Annotated in this window: 13 protein-coding genes; 3 read left to right on the forward strand and 10 right to left on the reverse strand. The window is 59.8% G+C overall.

Translation table 11 applies throughout. The annotated features are described in order from the left end of the window. The first annotated feature begins 4 nt into the window (after positions 1 to 4). Positions 5 to 1084, forward strand: coding sequence for a class II fructose-bisphosphate aldolase (gene fbaA, locus FHU12_RS00520; protein WP_025304179.1), 1080 nt, complete (start codon positions 5 to 7; stop codon positions 1082 to 1084). Between the two features lie 220 nt (positions 1085 to 1304). On the opposite strand, the gene FHU12_RS00525 is transcribed toward fbaA, so the two are convergent. Beyond that, on the reverse strand, positions 1305 to 1973 hold the full coding sequence (locus FHU12_RS00525) for a DUF1345 domain-containing protein (RefSeq protein ID WP_123892579.1): 669 nt from the start codon (positions 1971 to 1973) through the stop codon (positions 1305 to 1307). 205 nt (positions 1974 to 2178) lie between these two features. On the opposite strand from FHU12_RS00525, the gene mscS reads away from it, so the two are divergent. After that, on the forward strand, positions 2179 to 3045 hold the full coding sequence (gene mscS / locus FHU12_RS00530; RefSeq protein WP_019455618.1) for a small-conductance mechanosensitive channel MscS: 867 nt from the start codon (positions 2179 to 2181) through the stop codon (positions 3043 to 3045). Positions 3046 to 3127: 82 nt separating this feature from the next. Here mscS and FHU12_RS00535 read toward each other — a convergent pair whose 3' ends face one another. The 3 genes from FHU12_RS00535 to FHU12_RS00545 form a co-directional block, all read right to left on the reverse strand. Continuing rightward, entirely contained in the window at positions 3128 to 4477 is a 1350-nt protein-coding gene (locus FHU12_RS00535) for an MFS transporter (protein ID WP_141966735.1), read from the reverse strand. A gap of 172 nt (positions 4478 to 4649) precedes the next feature. Then, entirely contained in the window at positions 4650 to 5681 is a 1032-nt protein-coding gene (locus tag FHU12_RS00540) for a methionine synthase (protein ID WP_141966737.1), read from the reverse strand. A gap of 25 nt (positions 5682 to 5706) precedes the next feature. Further along, positions 5707 to 6684, reverse strand: a complete 978-nt coding sequence (locus tag FHU12_RS00545) for a DUF1852 domain-containing protein (protein WP_141966740.1) — start codon at positions 6682 to 6684, stop codon at positions 5707 to 5709. 315 nt (positions 6685 to 6999) lie between these two features. Here FHU12_RS00545 and FHU12_RS00550 point away from each other — a divergent pair, with 315 nt between their 5' ends. Beyond that, positions 7000 to 7539 (forward strand): DUF2058 domain-containing protein, encoded by a 540-nt coding sequence (locus FHU12_RS00550; RefSeq protein ID WP_033635867.1) that lies wholly within the window; start codon positions 7000 to 7002, stop codon positions 7537 to 7539. 7 nt (positions 7540 to 7546) lie between these two features. On the opposite strand, the gene FHU12_RS00555 is transcribed toward FHU12_RS00550, so the two are convergent. From FHU12_RS00555 to FHU12_RS00580, 6 genes are all read right to left on the reverse strand, one after another. Then, positions 7547 to 8245: an RluA family pseudouridine synthase gene (locus FHU12_RS00555; protein ID WP_141966742.1), complete on the reverse strand. Its 699-nt coding sequence runs from the start codon at positions 8243 to 8245 to the stop codon at positions 7547 to 7549. A 142-nt stretch (positions 8246 to 8387) separates the two neighbouring features. Then, positions 8388 to 9083, reverse strand: coding sequence for an L-ribulose-5-phosphate 4-epimerase (araD, locus tag FHU12_RS00560; RefSeq protein ID WP_141966744.1), 696 nt, complete (start codon positions 9081 to 9083; stop codon positions 8388 to 8390). Continuing rightward, positions 9077 to 9937, reverse strand: coding sequence for an L-ribulose-5-phosphate 3-epimerase (locus FHU12_RS00565; protein ID WP_060426916.1), 861 nt, complete (start codon positions 9935 to 9937; stop codon positions 9077 to 9079). Before FHU12_RS00565 ends, araD begins: the two co-directional genes overlap by 7 nt. Position 9938: 1 nt before the next feature. Beyond that, positions 9939 to 10595: a 3-keto-L-gulonate-6-phosphate decarboxylase UlaD gene (gene ulaD / locus FHU12_RS00570; protein WP_141966746.1), complete on the reverse strand. Its 657-nt coding sequence runs from the start codon at positions 10593 to 10595 to the stop codon at positions 9939 to 9941. Further along, positions 10592 to 12082 (reverse strand): FGGY-family carbohydrate kinase, encoded by a 1491-nt coding sequence (locus tag FHU12_RS00575; RefSeq protein ID WP_141966748.1) that lies wholly within the window; start codon positions 12080 to 12082, stop codon positions 10592 to 10594. Before FHU12_RS00575 ends, ulaD begins: the two co-directional genes overlap by 4 nt. Then, on the reverse strand, positions 12082 to 13377 hold the full coding sequence (locus FHU12_RS00580; RefSeq protein ID WP_141966750.1) for an MFS transporter: 1296 nt from the start codon (positions 13375 to 13377) through the stop codon (positions 12082 to 12084). The genes FHU12_RS00575 and FHU12_RS00580 overlap by 1 nt, the downstream gene beginning before the upstream one ends. Positions 13378 to 13478 lie beyond the last annotated feature (101 nt).

Below are 13478 nucleotides of genomic sequence, written 5' to 3' on the forward strand. Positions count from 1 at the left end.
TAACATGTCTAAAATTTTTGATTTCGTAAAACCGGGTGTCATCACGGGTGATGACGTTCAGAAAGTCTTCGCAGTTGCTAAAGAGAACAACTTTGCGCTGCCAGCGGTAAACTGCGTGGGTACCGACTCCATCAACGCAGTGCTGGAAGCCGCGGCTAAAGTGCGCGCGCCGGTTATCGTTCAGTTCTCCAACGGCGGCGCCGCGTTTATCGCCGGCAAAGGCGTGAAGACCGATGTGCCTCAGGGCGCAGCGATTCTGGGCGCTATCTCTGGCGCACACCACGTTCACCAGATGGCTGAACACTACGGCGTGCCGGTGATCCTGCACACCGACCACTGCGCGAAGAAACTGCTGCCATGGCTGGACGGCCTGCTGGACGCCGGCGAGAAGCACTTCGCCGCTACCGGCAAACCGCTGTTCTCTTCCCACATGATCGATCTGTCTGAAGAATCTCTGGAAGAAAACATCGAGATCTGCAGCGCCTACCTGAAGCGCATGGCCAAAATCGGCATGACGCTGGAAATCGAACTGGGCTGCACCGGCGGTGAAGAAGATGGCGTGGACAACAGCCATATGGACGCTTCCGCTCTGTACACCCAGCCGGAAGACGTGGCTTACGCGTACGAAAAACTGAACGCCATCAGCCCGCGCTTCACTATCGCTGCCTCCTTCGGTAACGTGCACGGCGTGTACAAGCCAGGCAACGTCAAGCTGACCCCGACCATCCTGCGTGATTCTCAGGACTATGTATCCAAGAAATTCAACCTGCCGCACAACAGCCTGAACTTCGTGTTCCACGGCGGTTCCGGTTCTACCGACGCAGAGATCAAAGAGTCTGTGGGCTACGGCGTGATCAAGATGAACATCGACACCGATACCCAATGGGCAACCTGGGACGGCATCCTGCAGTACTACAAAGCGAACGAAGCTTACCTGCAGGGCCAGCTGGGCAACCCGAAAGGCGCCGATCAGCCGAACAAGAAATACTACGATCCACGCGTATGGCTGCGCGCAGCGCAGACCAGCATGGTGACGCGTCTGGAGCAGGCCTTCAAAGATCTGAACGCGGTAGACGTTCTGTAATCTTCGGCACCTGTTGCACGATGCAAAAGGCTCCCAGCAGGGAGCCTTTTTGTTTACGACAAGCCTGATGGCGTTGCCTGGCTTGCCGTTGGCAAAATATAAAAAATAAGGAAAATCAATTTATTGATTTTCGGCTGATGACCACAAAGGAGGAAAAACCACGTTTTTTCCTCCTTTGTTTGTGAGTTAAAGGCTCCCTGCGGGGGAGCCTTTTTCGTTTTCAGCCCAGCAGGCCGGCGCCGACGTTGATAGACAGGCCCAGGATCAGCATGTTGAACGCGAAGGAGATCACCGACTGCAGCAGGGTGACCTTCCGCACCTCCGCCGCCCCGACCGCCACATCGGCGGTCTGCGACGCCACCGCGATGGTGAAGGAGAAGTAGGCGAAATCCAGATAGGTCGGATCGGTGAGGTTGCCGGGGAACAGCAGCGGCAAAGGATCCTGCTGCGCGCCCTGGCGATAAAATTGGTGGGCATAGTGCATGGTGAAGGCGGTCGGCAGCAACAGCCAGGAGACCACCAGCGTGGCGCCGGTCAGCAGCAAATGCAGCGTCTTCAGAGAGCCGGCCACCTGTTTGGCGCTGCTCAGTTCAAACAGGATCGCCAACAAGCTGACCAGGCAACCGAGGCTGACCAGCGTCAGCACCATGCTGGCGCTTTCGTCCTGCCGCCGGGCGATCTGGCGAATGTGCTGCGGCGTGCTGATCAGCATCAGCCGCCAGAGAAACAGCAGGTAGAGCCAGGCCAGCGTATTCCAGCCGATCATCAGGCGCTGCAGTAGCGAGAGCTGGGCGGGCAGCAGCAGAAAGCACAGCAGCCCGGCGCCGACGGAAAACAGCAGCCTGGGCCGCACTTGCCAATAGTGTTTGAGCGAAGAGCGAATGTGCATGATTAACGGATCCCTTGTCGTGAAATGGCCAACGCGCTGTTCTCAGCATAGAAGAAGCGGCGGGCGGTTTCGGCTATTTTTAACGCTGATGGTTGGCATGGGCCTTTAATGTTGGTTACCCTTAGGCGGTGGTTTCCTACTGGCTGCCGAGGCCAGTGTATTTTTGCGAGTTTCTCCCGTTAGGGACTGAGTTAGGACGACACGAATGAAAGATTTGAATGTAGTAGACGGCATCAACGGTGCCGGCGACTGGTTGGTGAAGAACCAGGATCTGTTGATCCAGTACGCGGTGAATATCGTCGCCGCCATCGTTATCCTGATCATCGGTTCGATCGTGGCCCGCGTGGTCGGCAATGCGTTGAACCGCGTGATGAAACTGCGCGGCATCGACGCCACGGTGGCAGACTTCCTGTCGGCGATCGTGCGTTATGGCGTGCTGGCGTTCACCTTCATCGCCGTGCTGGGGCGCGTCGGCGTGCAGACCACCTCGGTGATCGCCGTGCTGGGTGCCGCCGGTTTGGCCGTCGGCCTGGCGCTGCAAGGCTCACTGTCCAACTTCGCCGCCGGCGTGCTGCTGGTGATCTTCCGTCCACTGCGCGTGGGTGAATATGTCGATCTGGGTGGCGTGGCCGGTACCGTCGATCAGGTGCAGATTTTCTCCACCACCCTGCGTACTTCCGACAACAAGACCATCGTGGTGCCGAACGGTAAAATCATCGCCGGCAACATCATCAACTACTCCCGTGAACCGAACCGCCGCGTGGATATCGTGGTGGGCGTGGCCTACAACGCCGACATCGACGTGGTGAAGAAGGTGCTGGGCGATGTGATCGCCGCCGACAAGCGCATCATGCACGCCAAAGGCGTGACCGTGCGTCTGAACGAGATGGCGCCGTCATCCCTGAACTTCGTGACCCGCTCCTGGACCACCAACGCGGAATACTGGAACGTGTACTTCGATCTGATGGAAAACTTCAAGCGCGCGCTGGATGCCCACAACATCGGCATTCCGTTCCCGCAGATGGACGTGCACCTGTATCGCACCGAAGACGCATCCGCCAAGGCGGAATAACAGAGAAGGGGGCCTTGGCCCCTTTTTTCATTACAGGCCGAGACGCCATCGATGGCGTCTCGGCCTTTTCTTTTCCGCGAGGTTAGGCGCCAGCGGCCGGTTCCGCGAGCGGCGCGCGACGGCGCAGACTGAGGCGATAGAGCAGGAAGATGGCGATCGCGCCCAGCAGCGCCGGCAGCGCCAGCCAGAGGAAGAACACTTCCGCCGATCCGGCGGCGGTCATCATCCAGGCGCCGAGCATCGAGCCGACGATCGAGCCGAAGCGGCCGTTGGCCATGGCCCAGCTGACGCCGGTCACCCGGGCTGCGGTCGGGTAAAGGGTGGCGGAAACCAGGTTCAGGCCGTTCTGCGCACCGGCCACGCCGAAGCCAATCAGGAACACGACGGCGGCCAGCGTGTAGGCGTCGCCCATCAGATACCCGGTCGCGCCGATCACCAGCGCGGCGCCCAGGTAGGAGACGGCCAGCACGCGGTAGGGCCCGACCCGGTCCATCAGCAGCGCCATCAGGATGGCGCCCAGGGTGCCGCCGAGCGGCACCATCGCCCCGATGCGCGAGGCGTGGGCGATATCGTAACCGGCGTCTTTGAGGATCGTCGGCAGCCAGCTGGTGAGCAGGTAGAACACGAACAGCGAGCAGAAGAACGCCGCCCACAGCAGCAGGGTGCGCACGGCGCGTCCTTCGATAAACAGGTGCGAGATCGGCGACGTGGCCTGTGCCGGGCGCTCGTCATCGACGATGGTGACCCCCGTCCAACGCTGGCCGGTGATACGCTCGACCACCCGGCGCAGCCGATCGGCATGTTTGGCGCTGGCGGCCATAAAGCGTACCGACTCGGGCATCTGCCAGGCCAACAGCGGCAGCAGTGCCAATGGCGCAATGCCGCCGACCAGCAGCACGCCGCGCCAGCCGAACGCCGGGATGATCTGCCCGGCCAGCAGGCCGCCCAGGGCCAATCCGGCGGTAAAGCCGCTCCAACTCAGGGTGACCATCAGCATGCGGCGGCGCGCCGGTGAGTACTCTGAGCTGAGGGTAATGCAAGTCGGTATCGCGCCCCCGAGGCCAATGCCGGTGATGAAGCGCAGCAGGGTCAGGGACTCGATTGAATGCGTATAGGCGGAAGCCAGGGTGCAGCCGCCAAACACCAGCACCGCGACGAGCAGCACGCGTTTGCGGCCGAGGGCGTCGGCGATCGGCCCGAACAGCAGGCTGCCGATCAGCAAGCCGAATAGCCCCGCGCCGAAGGCAGGAGAGAGCTGAGCGGGCAACAGATCCCACTCTTCGCGCAGCGCCGGGGCGATATAGCCGATGATGGCGGTATCGAAGCCATCCAGCAGGGCAATCAGGAAACACAGGGTGAGGATGAGGATTTGATAAGGCGAGATCCTGGCGCGATCGATAATTTCGCTGATGCGAGCGGTATCTGGGCTCATGAGGGTTCCACTGTTATTAAGCTGGTGTGGGCTGGCTGAGGGGCTGTTCAGGCCGCTGTGGCTGGCATCGCGTAGAGATCCGAGTATACACCAGAGGGGGGGCGTTGCGGGGAGAGGGCGTCGATGATACTCGCCCGCCGCAGGAGGGACCTGTGGCGGGCGATTGGCAAGGTTACTTGGCTAACAGTTCACGGCGCACGATCTCGGCACCCGCACTCAAGGCATTCAGCTTGCCGCTGGCGACCTGACGAGGCAGGGGAGCCATGCCGCAGTTGGTCGACGGATAGAGCTTGTCGGCATCGACAAACTGCAGCGCTTTGCGCAGCGTAGCGGCCACTTCCTCCGGCGTCTCAACGGTATGATTCGCTACATCAATGGCGCCGACCATCACTTTCTTACCGCGAATCAGTTCAAGCAGATCCATCGGCACGTGCGAGTTATGGCACTCCAGTGAGATAATATCGATAGTAGACGTTTGCAGCTTGGGGAACGCCTCTTCATATTGCCGCCACTCTGAGCCCAGCGTCTTTTTCCAGTCGGTGTTGGCCTTAATGCCGTATCCATAGCAGATATGTACGGCCGTTTCACACTTAAGCCCCTCAACGGCTCTTTCCAGGGCGGCGATGCCCCAGTCATTCACTTCGTCAAAGAACACGTTAAATGCGGGCTCATCAAACTGAATAATGTCGACGCCGGCGGCCTCGAGCTCTTTAGCTTCCTGATTGAGGATCTTGGCGAACTCCCAGGCCAATTTCTCGCGGCTTTTATAGTGGTTGTCATAAAGCGTGTCGATCATGGTCATCGGCCCCGGCAGGGCCCATTTAATCGGCTGCTTAGTCAGCTGGCGTAAAAATTTGGCGTCTTCAACGAAAACGGGTTTTTGGCGCGAGACCGCCCCCACAACGGTTGGCACGCTCGCCTCGTAGCGATTGCGGATTTTAACCACTTCGCGTTTCTCGAAATCGACGCCGCTGAGGTGCTCGATAAACGTCGTGACGAAGTGCTGGCGCGTTTGCTCGCCATCGCTGACGATATCGATGCCGGCCAGTTGTTGCTCTGCCAGCGACAAACGCAAGGCGTCCTGTTTCCCTTCGATTAATTCTTCATTCTGCAATTTCCAGGGCGACCATAGGGTTTCCGGCTGGGCCAGCCAGGAAGGTTTAGGCAAGCTGCCGGCGGTCGAGGTAGGGAGCAATATTTTCATAATAGATGACCTGTATTTGAGTGAATCAAAGCGCGTAGTGAGCAGACCATTGCTCAAGAATGGGCTTGTAGGGCTTGATAAATTGCTCTTCCGTAAATTTCCCCTGCTCAATCGCTAACTGGCTACGCTCTTCGCGATCGTAAACAATCTTGGTTAATGAATAATCCTGGTTATTCAGGCTTGGCTGATAGCATTGCCCCGCCGCCGCGTTGGCATTGTAAATTTCAGGCCGATAGATTTTCTGGAAGGTCTCCATCGTGCTGATGGTGCCGATCAGTTCCAGATCGGTGTAATCGCTCAGCAAATCCCCAGGGAAATAGAACGCCAGGGGCGCGACGCTATTTTTCGGCATGAAGTAGCGCACCTGCAGGCCCATTTTTTTAAAATACCGGTCGGTCAGCGAAGCGCCGTCTTGCCGATATTCGTCGCCCAACACCGGGTGTTGATTGCCTGTCCGATGATAGGTGTCTTTGCTGGACACGCTGAGGCAGATCACCGGCGGTTTGCTGAAATTTTCATGGTATTCGTTTGAATTGACGAAGTGTTTAAAGATATTGCCGTGCAAATCGCCGAAATCATCTGGAATGGTAAATTCCGCCGTGTTTTTATTGTGCGCCGGCAGCAAGACGCTAAAGTCGTAATCGCGCACGTAAGAGGAGAAATTGTTCCCAACGATGCCTTCAATACGCTTTTGCGTTTTTTTATCAATGATGTTGGTTTTCAGGATTTCGATCACCGGGAAGCTGGCACCCTGATCTTCAACGCGCATCTCAACCGAAATGATTTCAAGCTCAACCGAATAGCGGTCGGCCTTGGGGTTATCCCAATGCGCCAACGAATTGAAGCGATTGTTAATCATCACCAGCGTGTTGCGCAGGTTCTCCCGGCGGTTTTCCCCTCTGGCCAAATTGGCGAAGTTGGTGGTGATACGCGTACTTTCAGAAGGGTTATAGTCTTCATTGAAAGAACTGCTCTTAATCGTAAAGGCAAAGTCTCTATTCATCGTCTTATAGCATCCTGTTATATGATATGAAGGCTGGATTTATCCATTTATTTCAATTGGTTGTTTTTCTCTTTTTTTATTCAGCCGATTTCATATTGTCTGTCGTTAATGAGGTCTATTTTTGCCAGAGTCCCGCAGGGAGTGAAAGAGACTTAATTTCATTACCACATGAGCGCTGTTCATGATCTGGCGTTCGTGTCGGTTTGCCGCCGTTGCCCTGCAGCGCAAACTGCCAACTACAGGGCCGGCAACCTGGTGCAGCCTGAAAAATTACGGGTATAATCCCCCCATGACTCCACGGCTTCAGACACGAACATGACAAAACTCACCTTACAAGAGCAGATGCTCAAAGCGGGCTTGGTAACCAGCAAGAAAATGGCCAAAGTCCAAAGAACGGCTAAAAAATCACGCGTTCAGGCCCGCGAGGCCAGAGAGGCGGTGGAAGAGAATAAAAAGGCGCAGCTTGAGCGCGACAAGCAGCTGAACGAGCAGCAAAAGCAAGCCGCGCTGTCCAAAGAATACAAGGCGCAGGTGAAGCAACTGATCGAGATGAACCGCATCGTTCTGGCGAAAGGCGATATCGGTTTCAACTTCACCGACGGCAACCTGATCAAGAAAATCCTGGTGGATAAGGCGACGCAGACCCAGCTGATCAATGGGCGCCTCGCCATTGCCCGCTTGGTGGTCGAGAACCGGGAAGAGTGTGAATACGCGATTATCCCCGCGAGCGTCGCCGATAAAATCGCACAGCGCGATGCGGCCAGTATCGTGTTGCACAGCGCGCTGAGTCAGGAAGAGCAGGATGAAGACGATCCGTACGCCGACTTTAAAGTGCCCGACGATTTGATGTGGTAATACGCGTTCAGAACGGCGCGGCGTGACGAGCGGCGATCCGCTCTCCGCTGATGGGGTGCACAAAGTCCAGCTCGCTGGCGTGCAGCATCAGCCGCGGCGTCTGTTCGGTACCCGGCAGCAGGCGCCCGCCATACAGATCGCAGCCTAAAATAGGGTGGCCCAACTGCCGGCTGTGAATACGCAGCTGGTGGGTGCGCCCGGTCTCCGGGGTGAGCTGCACCCGCGTCAGCGGCAGCGAGATCCCGTCCTCCGCTTCACGATAAAAACGCTCGACGACCCGATAGCGGGAGCGGGCGGGCTTGCCGTGAAGGGCGCAAATCGACATCAGCGGGAACAGCGCCGGATCTTTGGCGATCGCCGCGTCTATGACCCCTTCGTTATCCGCCAGATGGCCGCAAAGCAGCGCGCTGTACACTTTGCTGACGGTGCGCTCGCTGAACTGCCGGCAGAGCGCGGCGTTGGCGGCTTTGTTGCGGGCCACCACCATCAACCCGGACGTGCCGAAATCCAGGCGGTGCACCAGAGCGCAGCCGGGGAAGATCTGTACCAGCCGGTGGTGTACCGAATCGAGATTCTGCGGATTCTTGCCCGAGAGGCTGAGCAGCCCGGCCGGCTTATTGATCAGCGCCAGATGATCGTCCTGATAGAGGATCTCTATTTGGTCATGGCATGGCGGGGCGATAAAGGTATCGGTGATCGTAGACATCGGGCGGCCGGCTGGAGGGTGGGTGCGGATGATAGCGAATTTCGCGTCGATGAGCGAATGCGGTTTTCGCTGCACTGCGCCTCATGCCCGTTGGCACCCGATGCGGCAAAGCATCGGGTGCCACGGTTAAGTCCCCGGCGCTCTACTGCCCGTAGTAGGCGTTTTGGCCGTGTTTGCGCAGGTAGTGTTTGTCCAGCAGCTCGCGCTGCATGCTGTGAATGCCCGGCGTCAGCTGGCGCGAGAAAATGCCCATGTAGGCAATTTCTTCCAGCACCACCGCATTATGCACCGCGTTGTGGGCATCTTTGCCCCAGGCGAAGGGGCCGTGGGCATTGACCAGTACCGCCGGGATCGCGTTGGGATTGATATCGCGCTGGCGGAAGGTTTCGATAATCACGTTGCCGGTTTCCAGTTCGTAATCGTGCTCAATTTCATCCTGGGTCATCAGGCGAGTGCAGGGGATAGCGCCATAAAAATAGTCGGCGTGGGTGGTTCCCCAGGTGGGGATGTCCAGCCCGGCCTGCGCCCAGATGGTGGCGTGGCGCGAATGGGTATGGACGATGCCGCCGATATCGGCAAATTCGCGGTACAGCGCCAGATGGGTGGCGGTGTCCGACGACGGTTTTTTTGCCCCCTCGACGGTGCGGCCGCTGGCCAGATCGACCACCACCATATCCTCCGCCGTCATATGCTCGTATTCAACGCCGGAAGGCTTGATCACCACCAGACCGCGTTCGCGATCCACCGCGCTGACGTTGCCCCAGGTAAAGGTCACCAGCTTATGGCGCGGCAGATCGAGATTGGCCTCCAGCACCTGTTGTTTTAACTGAGTCAGCATGTCATGCCCCCTTGTTGCATTTTCTGTTCGATCCAGCGGCGGGCCTGAACGATCTCGGCCACCGGCTCCTCGGCTTTTTCTGTCCACATCTCAATCAGGAATGCGCCGCGGTAATTGAGGCGCTGCAGCGTGCGAAACACCTCGACAAAGTCGACGCAGCCTTCGCCAAACGGCACGTCACGGAATTGCCCCGGCGAAGCGGCGGTGACCGGGTAGGTGTCTTTCAGGTGAATGGCGGCGATGCGATCGATGCCCAGCTCCAGCTCGCGCGGCACGTCATTGCCCCAGGCGCTGAGGTTGCCGACGTCCGGATACACCGTGAACCACGGTGAGGCCAGCAGGGTGTCCCAGGCTTTCCATTTACCGATCGAGTTCATAAAGGCGGTGTCCATAATTTCCACCGCCAGCATCACCTGGGCGGCGGCGGCACGTTCTACCGCCCACTGCATGCCTTCGCTAAAGCGCGCCAGCGTCCCCTCGTCCTGCTCTTCGTAATACACGTCGTAGCCGGCCAGTTGGATGGTGCGGATACCGACGTCTTGGGCCAGCTGAATGGCCTGTTCCATCACGTCGAAGGCGCGCTGTCGCAGCGCCGGATCGTGGCTGCCAAACGGAAAGCGCCGGTGGCCGGAGAGGCACATCGACGGGATGCGAATGCCGGTTTCCAGCATGGCGTCCACCAGCGCCAGGCGCTGCGCCTTGCTCCAGCTCAGGCGCGCCAGACGTTCATCGCTTTCGTCCACCGACATTTCGACGAAGTCGAAGCCGCAGGCCTTGGCCAGCGCCAGGCGTTCGGGCCAGCTCAGGTGTTTCGGCAGCGCTTTCTCGTAAATTCCCAACGGGTGCTGACGCATATCATGATCTCCAGATGTCATCGATGGCGGTGCGGAACTGCCTGGCGGCCGCCGGCGAATCACCGGCCTCGGCCAGCGCGCGGCCGGCGATAAAGGCGGTGACGGCGATCTCTTTAAACAGCGGCAGGTCGGCGGGCGTGATGCCGCCGGTCACCGACAGCTCGATGCCCAGATCGGACAGCGCCTTCATCCGATCCAGATCCTGCCGGCCCCAGGTTTGTCCGCTGGCCTGCGCGTCGCGGCCGCGGTGATAGATCGCCTGGCGAATGCCGAGGCCGCGCCATTGCCGCGCATCCTCCAATGTCCAGCGGCCGAACAGTTCGATCTGGATTTCACCGCCGTGACGCTCAGCGACCTCCCGCGCGCTGGCCATGGTGGCCAACGGCGCGGCGCAGATCACGGTCATCCAGTCCGCACCCTGACCGAAGGCCTGCTCGGCCAGCGTCGCACCGGCGTCGGCCACCTTGAGATCGGCCACCAGCGTGTGCTGCGGACAGCGCTCGCGCAGCGCGCTAACCGCCTGAATGCCGGCGCTGATGCACAAAATGGTACCGGCCTCGATGATGTCCACATGGGGGCTGAGGGTCTCGGCGGTGCGCAGCGCCGTATCCAAACGGGTTTGATCGAGCGCCAGCTGCAGGCGCGGTTTCGTGCTCATGGGGCCTCCTTGTTGGCGGGCTGCAGATGTTGCAATGCAGCAATCAGCGCCTGATAACGTTGGTGTTTGTTGTCGTAAGCTTCGGCGGCGGCCGCATCAGGCAGCAGCCGCTCGATACGCGGCGCCAGCCGGTGCTGGGCGGCGGTGAAATCGTTGAAGACGCCGCTGCCGACCATGGCCGCCATCGCCGCGCCCAGACAGCCGGTTTCTTCCACCTGCGGTAGCTCAACCGGCAGACCGCTGACGTCGGCGAACATTTGCATCCAGGGGAGAGATTTGGCGGGGCCGCCGGTCACGCGCAGCGCCTGCGCCTCAGGGAAACGCCGGCGCATGCGGTTAAGGTGCGTCATGTGGCAGAACACCACGCCTTCGTAGATCGCCTGCACCAGGTGCTCGCGCTGGTGGAAAGCCTGCAGACCGTAGAAGCTGGCGCTCAGCCCCAGGCCGGCGTTGGAGCCATACAGGAAAGGGGCGAACAGCAGATCGCCGGCGGCTTTCGGCAGGGCGGCGACCCAGCGGTTAAGCTGGTCGTAGTCCTGCAGCCCCCATTGGCGACAGAACCACTCCAGGTTGGCGGCGGAAGTGGGGCTGGCTTCGTGCACGATGTATTGGCCGTTTTCGGCGTGGCGGCCATAGACAAAGGGATGATCGAAACCCTCGACGATGGCGTCGGTGATGCCGCTGGTGACCGACCAGGTTCCCATCACCGCATTGAGTCGGGTTTCGTCCTGCAGGCCGGCGCACAGTGCGGTGGACACCACGTCGAACAACCCGCCGACCACCGGGGTGCCGGTTTGCAGGCCGGTGATGGCCGCGGCATTTGCCTCGACGCGCCCGGCGATCTCGGCCGAACCGACAATCGTCGGCAGGGCGGGCATGATGTCGCCGATACCCAGCAGCTGCGCCAGCGCCGGGTCATAGCGTCCGCTGCGCATCTGATACAGGTTGGATTCGGAGATATTGGTTTCTTCGCAGGCCAGCTCGCCGGTCAGGCAATAGCGCAGGTAGTCGTGCGCCATCAGCACGCTGCCGATGCGGGCGTAACGTTCCGGCTGATGCCGCTTCAGCCAGCGCAGCAGCGAGACCGGGTGCCCGGTCCACAGCGTTTGGCGCGTTTGCGGATACAGCGCCTGCGGCACGCCCTGTCGCTGCCATTCCTGCACCAGCGCCAGCGCACGCTGATCGGAAGAGAGCATGGCGTTGCCCAGCGGCTGCCCCTGCTTATCCAGCAGAAACGCCCCCTTACCCTGCGCCGAGATGCCGATGGCCTGGATGGCGCCGGCAGCGACGCCGCTGGCGGACAGCACTTCACGGATCACGTCGGCGGCGGTGCGCCACAGCGATGCCATATCGCGCTCGGCCCAGCCGGGCTGCGGCGCGACGATCGCCAGATTGCGCCGCGCAACGCCGTGTTCATGGCCGCTGCGGTCGTATAATCCCGCCTTGATGAAGGTACCGCCGCAGTCGAGTCCCAGCCAATATTCCATCATTCGCTCCTCGCGCTGTGGTCGCATTTATTGGGCAGCATCAACGCCAGCACGGAGGCGATCGCCAACGAGGCCGCCAGACTGTAGACGCCGACATCCTTGTTGAACAGGCTGATCAGGACGCCGACCATATACGGGCCGCAAAAGCCGCCGAGGTTGCCCAGCGCATTGATCACGCCACGTGCGCCGCCGGCCACTTCGGCGTTGAACAATTTGGGTGGGATGGTCCAGAACACCCCGGCCGCCGCCTGAATGAATACGCCGCAGCCGACCAGCGCAGCGTAAGACCACCAGATGTGATCCTTCAGCAGCACCGACAGCGCCATGCAGGCGGCAAAGCAGGCCAGCGGCAGGGCGACGAAGACTTTGCGTTTGCCGGTGCGATCGGAGAGGGTGGAGATGATCATCATGCCGAAGATGGCGCCGATATAGGGCAAGATAGCCAGCAGGCCCACTTGCTCCATATCGCCGTGGGTCAGCCCTTTCAAAATGGTCGGCAGCCACAGGGTGTAACCGTAGATACCGGTCTGGTAGAAGAAATTCACCAGGATCAGCTGCCACATGATCCGATCGCCCAGCACCCGGCGCAGCGAGGCGTTGCGCACCGTTTTTCCTTTGATCAGCAGCTGTTCGTCGTGCAGGGTCTTCACCAGATACTCTTTCTCCGCCTGCGAGATCCATTTGGCCTCCTGCGGCCGGTTGCTGATGGTGAAATACCACAGCGCCATGACTACCAGCGACAGAGCGCCCTCCACCAGGAACAGCATGCGCCAGTCCCAGGCGGTGATGATCCAACCCGACAGCGGGGCGGTGAGAATGCCGGCGATCGGTACGAACATGATGACGATGGCGTTGGCGCGGCCGCGCTCCTTATCCGGGAACCAGTTGCTGATCATGGTCAGCACCACCGGCAGCATGCCGCCTTCGGAAACGCCGAGGGCGAAGCGCAGGAACAGCAGCTGGTACTGGTTGGTGACCAGCCCGGTCAACACCGAGATCACCGCCCAGGCCAACAGTGACCAGCCGATGAATTTCTTGCCGTTGCCGTATACCGCCAGCTTGCCGCCGGGCACCTGCAGAAACAGGTAACCGATAAAGAAGATGCCGCCGGCCAGCCCGGCCATTGAAGCGGTGATGCCGAGTTCGTCATCCATGCCGCCGGGCATGGCGAAGGCGATGTTGACCCGATCCATGTAAGAAATGATGCAGGTGATGAGGATCGGCGGCACGATCCTCAGCCAGCGGAGCTTGGGGATAGCCTGGCTTTGGCTGACGGAAACGGAGGCTGTATTCATAAGGACCTCTTTCGATGTTCGCTTTTTTGTAGGGTCGGGCGTTATTGTTTTGCTTGATTTGGGCGCAAGGGCGCCCGCACAGGCCTCATGGACCGGTGTTG

The organism is Serratia marcescens, from assembly GCF_006715005.1.
Classification (GTDB): Bacteria; Pseudomonadota; Gammaproteobacteria; order Enterobacterales; family Enterobacteriaceae; genus Serratia; species Serratia montpellierensis.

Excerpts from the sequence above, each read along its gene's own strand:
- fbaA (WP_025304179.1), top strand. The coding sequence starts at position 5 with ATGTCTAAAATTTTTGATTTCGTAAAACCGGGTGTCATCACGGGTGAT.
- FHU12_RS00525 (WP_123892579.1), bottom strand. The coding sequence starts at position 1,973 with ATGCACATTCGCTCTTCGCTCAAACACTATTGGCAAGTGCGGCCCAGG.
- mscS (WP_019455618.1), top strand. The coding sequence starts at position 2,179 with ATGAAAGATTTGAATGTAGTAGACGGCATCAACGGTGCCGGCGACTGG.
- FHU12_RS00535 (WP_141966735.1), bottom strand. The coding sequence starts at position 4,477 with ATGAGCCCAGATACCGCTCGCATCAGCGAAATTATCGATCGCGCCAGG.
- FHU12_RS00540 (WP_141966737.1), bottom strand. The coding sequence starts at position 5,681 with ATGAAAATATTGCTCCCTACCTCGACCGCCGGCAGCTTGCCTAAACCT.
- FHU12_RS00545 (WP_141966740.1), bottom strand. The coding sequence starts at position 6,684 with ATGAATAGAGACTTTGCCTTTACGATTAAGAGCAGTTCTTTCAATGAA.
- FHU12_RS00550 (WP_033635867.1), top strand. The coding sequence starts at position 7,000 with ATGACAAAACTCACCTTACAAGAGCAGATGCTCAAAGCGGGCTTGGTA.
- FHU12_RS00555 (WP_141966742.1), bottom strand. The coding sequence starts at position 8,245 with ATGTCTACGATCACCGATACCTTTATCGCCCCGCCATGCCATGACCAA.
- araD (WP_141966744.1), bottom strand. The coding sequence starts at position 9,083 with ATGCTGACTCAGTTAAAACAACAGGTGCTGGAGGCCAATCTCGATCTG.
- FHU12_RS00565 (WP_060426916.1), bottom strand. The coding sequence starts at position 9,937 with ATGCGTCAGCACCCGTTGGGAATTTACGAGAAAGCGCTGCCGAAACAC.
- ulaD (WP_141966746.1), bottom strand. The coding sequence starts at position 10,595 with ATGAGCACGAAACCGCGCCTGCAGCTGGCGCTCGATCAAACCCGTTTG.
- FHU12_RS00575 (WP_141966748.1), bottom strand. The coding sequence starts at position 12,082 with ATGGAATATTGGCTGGGACTCGACTGCGGCGGTACCTTCATCAAGGCG.
- FHU12_RS00580 (WP_141966750.1), bottom strand. The coding sequence starts at position 13,377 with ATGAATACAGCCTCCGTTTCCGTCAGCCAAAGCCAGGCTATCCCCAAG.